This window comes from Pseudomonas sp. P7779, from assembly GCF_013386315.1.
Lineage (GTDB): Bacteria > Pseudomonadota > Gammaproteobacteria > Pseudomonadales > Pseudomonadaceae > Aquipseudomonas.
In genome coordinates this window covers 40,529-46,944 of the sequence record NZ_JACARZ010000053.1, presented here as the reverse complement: position 1 = coordinate 46,944, position 6,416 = coordinate 40,529, and the positions used below count along the sequence as shown (strand labels likewise).

6 protein-coding genes are annotated in these 6,416 nt (G+C 59.9%); 4 read left to right on the top strand and 2 right to left on the bottom strand.

The genetic code is table 11. The features are described from left to right. Window positions 1-69: 69 nt before the first annotated feature. Window positions 70-819, bottom strand: a complete 750-nt coding sequence (locus tag HX869_RS16570; RefSeq protein WP_008435572.1) for a siderophore-interacting protein — start codon at window positions 817-819, stop codon at window positions 70-72. After that, window positions 816-1,364, bottom strand: a complete 549-nt coding sequence (locus HX869_RS16565; RefSeq protein ID WP_003216412.1) for a PadR family transcriptional regulator — start codon at window positions 1,362-1,364, stop codon at window positions 816-818. The genes HX869_RS16570 and HX869_RS16565 overlap by 4 nt, the downstream gene beginning before the upstream one ends. Window positions 1,365-1,904: 540 nt before the next feature. On the opposite strand from HX869_RS16565, the gene HX869_RS16560 reads away from it, so the two are divergent. From HX869_RS16560 to HX869_RS16545, 4 genes are read left to right on the top strand one after another with little or no spacing between them, the layout of a single operon-like run. Beyond that, window positions 1,905-2,426, top strand: coding sequence for a fimbrial protein (locus tag HX869_RS16560; protein ID WP_023659208.1), 522 nt, complete (start codon window positions 1,905-1,907; stop codon window positions 2,424-2,426). 51 nt (window positions 2,427-2,477) lie between these two features. After that, window positions 2,478-3,038 carry a fimbrial protein gene (locus HX869_RS16555; protein WP_023659209.1) on the top strand — a complete coding sequence of 187 codons (561 nt, stop codon included), beginning with the start codon at window positions 2,478-2,480 and terminating at the stop codon, window positions 3,036-3,038. Between the two features lie 16 nt (window positions 3,039-3,054). Then, a complete protein-coding gene (locus HX869_RS16550; RefSeq protein ID WP_178903360.1) occupies window positions 3,055-5,667 on the top strand; it encodes an outer membrane usher protein in 2,613 nt (870 codons plus the stop codon). Further along, window positions 5,664-6,416, top strand: coding sequence for a fimbria/pilus periplasmic chaperone (locus HX869_RS16545; protein WP_003216420.1), 753 nt, complete (start codon window positions 5,664-5,666; stop codon window positions 6,414-6,416). Before HX869_RS16550 ends, HX869_RS16545 begins: the two co-directional genes overlap by 4 nt.

Here is a 6,416-nt window from a genome sequence, read left to right as displayed (position 1 = left end):
ATAACGCAGTGTGTCTGGTTTAACGCGGCGCTCTCAGGTTCTTCGCGAGCAAGCTCGCTCCTACAGGGATCACTGTTGCCAGTAACCCACGGCCTTGAGGAATGCCTCATTGACGTTGTGCGTGTCCAGCAGCACCCGCCGTACCTGGCGCGAGAGCTTGCTCTCGGTGGCGACAAAGCTGTACAGCGAACCGCCCGGCAGCGTCAGGTTCTGCACCGTCTCGAGCAGGTCATCCTGGCCGCGCACCACCCAGATCACTTCCACTTCGGCAGCGCTGGCCAGCGGCTGCTGTTCCGCCGCATTGGCGATCTCGATCACCGCCAATACCTTGCGCCCCGCCGGCAATTCGTCCAGGCGCCGGGCAATCGCCGGGATCGCGGTTTCATCGCCGATCAACAGGTAGCTGTCGAAGATATCCGGCACGATCATCGAGCCACGCGGCCCGCCGATGTGCAGGTGCTGACCGACCTTGGCCTGCTCGGCCCAGGTGGAGGCAGGGCCATCGCCATGCAGCACGAAGTCGATGTCCAGCTCGCCGATGTCCAGGTCGTACCGGCGTGGGGTGTAATCGCGCATGGCGGGTTGCGGGCCGTCGCCGCGCAGGTTGAAGTCGGGGCTGTCCAGCGCCGCTTGTTCGGCGGCGTTCTGTGGGAACAGCAGCTTGATGTGATCGTCACTGCCCAGGCTGATAAAGCCCGCCAGTTCCGGCCCGCCCAGGGTGATGCGGCGCATGCGCGGGGTGATGTCGACCACCCGCAGGACTTCGAGGCGGCGGCGTTTGATTTCGTGGGTCACGCGGTGGATGGCTTGGGTATTCATTGAGCTTTCCCGTCGGCAATGGCTTGGGCGGTGCTGTTGAGCAGCGCCGCGACACGAACGATTTCTTCCGGGCTCCAGCGCCCGTGGTGCGAATGCAAGGCGTGGCGCAGGTTATGCACCGCCTCGTGGATTTCCGGCGGACGGTCCTGGCCCCGCAGCGAACGTTTGCTCACATCCATGCGCATGCGAATGCCTTCGAGGGCAACCGCCTGTTCGCTTAAGAAGAGACGACCGGCGTCGGTGATTGTGTAGCGTTTTTTTCCGTCTTCGGCGTCGCCGGTAATCAATTCGCTTTCTTCGAGAAAGGTCAGCGTGGGGTAGATCACGCCGGGGCTGGGGCTGTAGGCGCCGTCGAACAGGGTCTCGATCCGGCGAATCAGGTCGTAGCCATGGCACGGCTGTTCGGCGATCAGCGCCGGCAGCAGCAGTTTCAGGTCGCCGGGCGCGAAGACCCGTGGGCCACGGCCGCCGCGCTCGCGGCCTGGACGTTTGTCGAAGCCGTCGCGGCTGTCACCGGGGTCGCGGTGTGAATGATGGTCTCTCATTTCGGGTGCTCTCGTTTGGTTTAGATACAACGTAAGATATATCTTATTGCCGCCGCAACCCCGGCAGACGAACGGTCATCTCGCGTCTTGTGAGACGGGACTCGAAACGGGCCGATCAGCGCACTGACCCTTTCGACATATTCGCCAACTTGTTAGTTGGCGTGCCCCAGTAATTACTGTTGTTTTTTATAATATGTAATCCTATTCTTACGGACTTGTTCTGCACTAAATCATTCTCGTTAAGTTGATGTAGTCCGTTTCTTACGGTTGATTCAAAAGTTTTGGCAAAGTGCCATAATTTTCCTATGTGTCTTGGTGTGACAAGGCTACGTGAATAAGCGAATCGACCGGCTTTCATATTCAAAATCGAAATGGATAATTGCCCGGCCTCGAACGAACTCCTGAATTGCAATACAAGTAATTGGAAAGCATCCGATTTCCATTGCTTCAGGAAATTGTTCTGGCGCTGGGTTAATTAAGTCCTGTGCGCAACTTAGCCAGGATTTTGTTTTGATTTTTAATACATGTGAGCCTCTGCAAATGAAGACTAAAGTAAAAGCTGCGCTGTTGACTGTCGGCCTGTTGGCGGGTTCGATCTCTGTTGCTAATGCGGCGGACGGGACGATTACATTTACCGGTTCGGTCCATTCGGGTGCTTGCTCTATCAAGCCTGAGTCTGTGGATCAGTCAGTTGCACTTGGCGCTATTGCAAAGCATCAGTTGCAATCCGGCGGCAAGTCCACCGCCCGCCCCGTGGCGATCGAGCTTGAAGGGTGCGACCTGTCTGGCCTCACCGATAACACCGTGACCACTACCTTCACCGGTGCACCGTCCAGCGTTGTGCCTGGCGGCATCGGCACGGTCGGCAGCGCGGGCGGCATCGGCATCATGATGACCCACGGCGGCAAAGCGATTGAGCTGGGCGTGCCAACCACTCCGCAGGCCATTGTTGCCGGTAATAACACCCTGCAGTTCGGTGCCTACGTACAAGGCCAGGCGACAGGCGACATCGTTCCTGGTGATTTCAGCGCGGTCACCAACTTCACCTTGGCTTATCAGTAAGTGTTTCCCCCGCCACCACTGGTGGCGGGGGAAAACTGGCGGGAGATCAAGGTGAAAACATTCATAAGTCTCGCTATTGCCTCTTCATTGACGTTGTTCATCAGCCCTTGTGATGCCGCGCAGACGCGTGTGCAAGGCGATGGGCTCGTCACGCTGGGAGGCGAGATCATCGACTCGGCCTGCGGGCTGGAAGCGGTCACTGCCGATCAGACCATCGACATGCCTCCCGAACCCATCGGCCGCCTGTTGCGAGAGGGCGCGGGGCAAATGCAGCCGTTCCAGCTACGGCTGGTCAACTGCACCGTGACGCGTCCCGACCCGCTGCGCCCCGGCGAAACGCTGCCGGACTGGGAGCATCTTCGCGTGACGTTCGACGGGCCCAGCGATATGGGCGGGCGCACCTTTGCGGCCTTTGGGGCCTCGCAGGGGGTTGCTTTCCATATTGAGGACGCCGCTGGCCAGGTGAGTGTGCCGGGAGTGCCGATGGCGCTGCTGCCGGTGGTTGATGGCGACATGACACTTCATTACAGGCTCCGCCTGGTGGGCAACGGAGTGCCGCTGTTGGCAGGGGCTCACCGCGCGGCAGTGCGGTTCAAGTTGGAATACTTTTGAAGATTGAGTTGCGTGTATGTTGAATACGTCGAAAGTCATGAATACGCTGCGCCCCAGCCTCTTTGGCGGGTTGATATCACTGGCTGGAACTGCAATGGGCGCCGGGGATATTGAGTTTAATACCGACGTTCTTGATCTGATTGATCGCTCCAATATTGACCTGTCTCAGTTTGCACGCAGTGGGTTTATCTTGCCTGGCACCTACTCGATGGTGGTCCAGCTCAATACCCAACCTATATCTGAACAATCGGTGGCGTTCTTTGCCCCCGATGATGATCCCAAAGGCAGTGTGCCCTGTTTATCGCGCGAGCTTGTCGAGCAACTGGGCCTCAAGGCGTCCGGTGCTGACCAGCTGAAGTGGTGGAAGGGCGGGCAGTGCCTGGATGTCACGGGCTTGCCCGGCATGGAAGTCAGTGCCGACCTGGGCACGTCCACCCTGGACATCAACCTTCCCCAGGCCTACCTGGAATACAGCGCCATCAACTGGGACCCGCCGTCACGTTGGGACGAGGGGGTGCCGGGGCTGCTGGTCGACTACAACATGACGGCGCAGTCCAGCTACCGCAAAGGTGACGGTACGCGCAATGACCTCAGCGGTAACGGCACACTCGGGGCCAATGCCGGGGCCTGGCGCCTGCGGGCGGATTGGCAAGGGCGTGTCGAGAAAGACCGCGAGGCGCAGGCCAGCCGGCAAAAACTGGAGTGGAGTCGCTATTACGCATATCGCGCCATTCCTGCGCTGAAGGCACGCCTGGTGTTGGGCGAGGACTACCTGTATTCGGACCTGTTCGACAGCTTCCGCTTTACCGGTGCCGGGCTCAAGTCAGACGAAAGCCAGCTGCCGCCCAACCTGCGGGGCTATGCACCGGAAGTGGTCGGGGTGGCCAAGACCAATGCAAAGGTTGTCATCAGCCAGCAGGGGCGTGTGCTCTATGAAACGCTGGTGGCGGCAGGCCCTTTTCGGATCCAGGACCTTAACGACGCCGTGTCCGGCACGCTGGATGTGCGGGTCGAGGAGCAGGACGGTTCGGTACAGAAATTCCACCTCGATACGGCAGGCGTTCCCTACCTGACGCGTCCCGGGCAGGTTCGTTACAAGCTGTCTGCCGGGCGACCGTCCAACCTGCAGTACCACTCCCACGGTGACTTTTTCGGCACCGGCGAGTTTTCCTGGGGAATCAGCAATGGTTGGTCGCTGCTGGGCGGTGCGATAACGGATAACAACTACCGTGCGCTGTCGGTGGGGGCGGGGCGGGATTTGCTGGCGTTCGGGGCCGTTTCCCTGGACGTCACCCAGTCTCGCGCCAGCCTGTGGAACCAGACACTTTCGGGCAAATCCTACCGCCTTCAATATTCCAAGAACTTTGAAGAGTACGACAGCCAGGTCACCTTCGCCGGTTACCGGTTCTCCGAGAAGAACTACTTGAGCATGAGCCAATACCTGGATGCTCGGCACTATGGGTTGAACGGTGAATTGGGTGGGCGCGGCGTGTTCGATGAAGACGGTAACTTCATTGAACACTGGAAACCCATTGGCGGTAACAAGGCGCTGTATACGGTCACGGTGAACAAACAGTTCCGCGATCTGAACACCACGGTGTATGCCAGCTACAACAAACAAACCTATTGGAACCGGCCGGACACCCAGCGCTGGAACCTGTCGGCGTCTCGTTACTTCAACGTGGGCTCTGTCAGGAACATGAGCCTGTCGCTGAATTTATATCGCACCCATGAATACCAATATAAGGACAACGGAGCAGCGCTGACGGTCAGCCTGCCATTGGGACCCACCGGCACCCTGTCGATGGATGCCAACAGGGCCGGCGGCAAAAACAGCTTTACCACACGCTACGCCGATCGCCTGGATGAACGTAACAGCTACCAGGTCAGTGCCAGCGACACCTCGGCCAGCGGCTACCTGAGCCATATTGGTGACCAGGCCGACATCGACCTCAGCGCCACGACGCAACAAGGCAATAACCGCACCCTCAGCGCATCCGTGCGTGGCGGCGGCACGCTCACGCCTTACGGCGGGGCGCTGCATCGAACCACCAGTACCGGCGGAACCCGGCTGCTGGTCGATACCGCCGGTGTGCCCGATGTGCCCGTGCGGGGCTACGGCACGCCGACCCGCAGCAACGCGTTCGGCAAGGCGGTCATCTCCGACATCACCAGCTACCAGCGTACGGCGGCCAGTGTTGACCTGGAGAAATTGCCCAGCGATGTCGAGGCCACTCAATCCGTGACGCAACTGACCCTCACCGAGGGGGCCATTGGCTACCGATCCCTGGAAGTGATTTCCGGCCAGAAGGCCATGGCGGTTCTTCGCCTGCCGGATGGCAGCGCACCGCCCTTCGGCGCCACGGTGAAAAACCGCAAGCAGCAGGACACCGGGGTGGTGAATGACGGCGGGGATGTCTACCTGAGCGGCATTCAGGCCGGCGAGCAGATGATCGTCAGCTGGGGCGGCACCGAGCGTTGCGTCCTGACGCTGCCTGTCGAGTTGCCAACGGATGCGTTCACCGATGCCCTGCAACTGCGCTGCCAGAGGGTAGCCGTCGATCAAGCCTCACCCGAGCCAGCCAGCCTGACCGGCCAGCGAAACACTATGGAGAACCCATCCTCATGAAACACAGCACACGTTTTACCTATGCACTGCTGCTGGCGGTCTTGAGCCAGAGCGCCAACGCCGCTGTCGGCCTGGACCGTACCCGCGTGATTTTCGACGGTGGCAAAGACGCAACCAGCGTCAACATCACCAACAACAACCCCCAGTTGCCGTACCTGGCCCAGGGCTGGATCGAGGATGAAGAGGGCAACAAGATCACCTCGCCGTTGATCGTGCTGCCACCGGTCCAACGCCTGGAGCCCGGCAAGCAAAGCCAGGTAAAGGTCCAGGCGTTGCCGGCCGCCAAATCGCTGCCCCAGGATCGGGAGACGGTCTACTACTTCAACCTGCGGGAAATTCCGCCGCGCAGCGACAAGCCCAACACCCTGCAAATCGCCCTGCAAACCCGGATCAAATTGTTTTACCGGCCGCAGGCAATTACCCCCACCCAGCAGGACCTGTCCAACCCATGGCAGGAAAAGCTGACCCTTACCCGGCAAGGCGATCACTACCAGGTGAATAACCCCACGCCTTACTACGTGACCCTGGTGGATGCGCGCAGCAGCAAGGACGGCAAGACCATACCGGGCTTCGAGCCGGTGATGGTCCCGCCCAAAGGCACGCAGGCCCTGGGGCCGACTGCCAAGGAGCTCGGCACAACCCCCTATTTGTCCTACGTGAATGATTACGGTGGCCGTCCGCTGCTGGCGTTCACCTGCAGTGGCGAGACATGCAAGGTGAACACGCAACTGTCTGTGGCCAATCAGTAG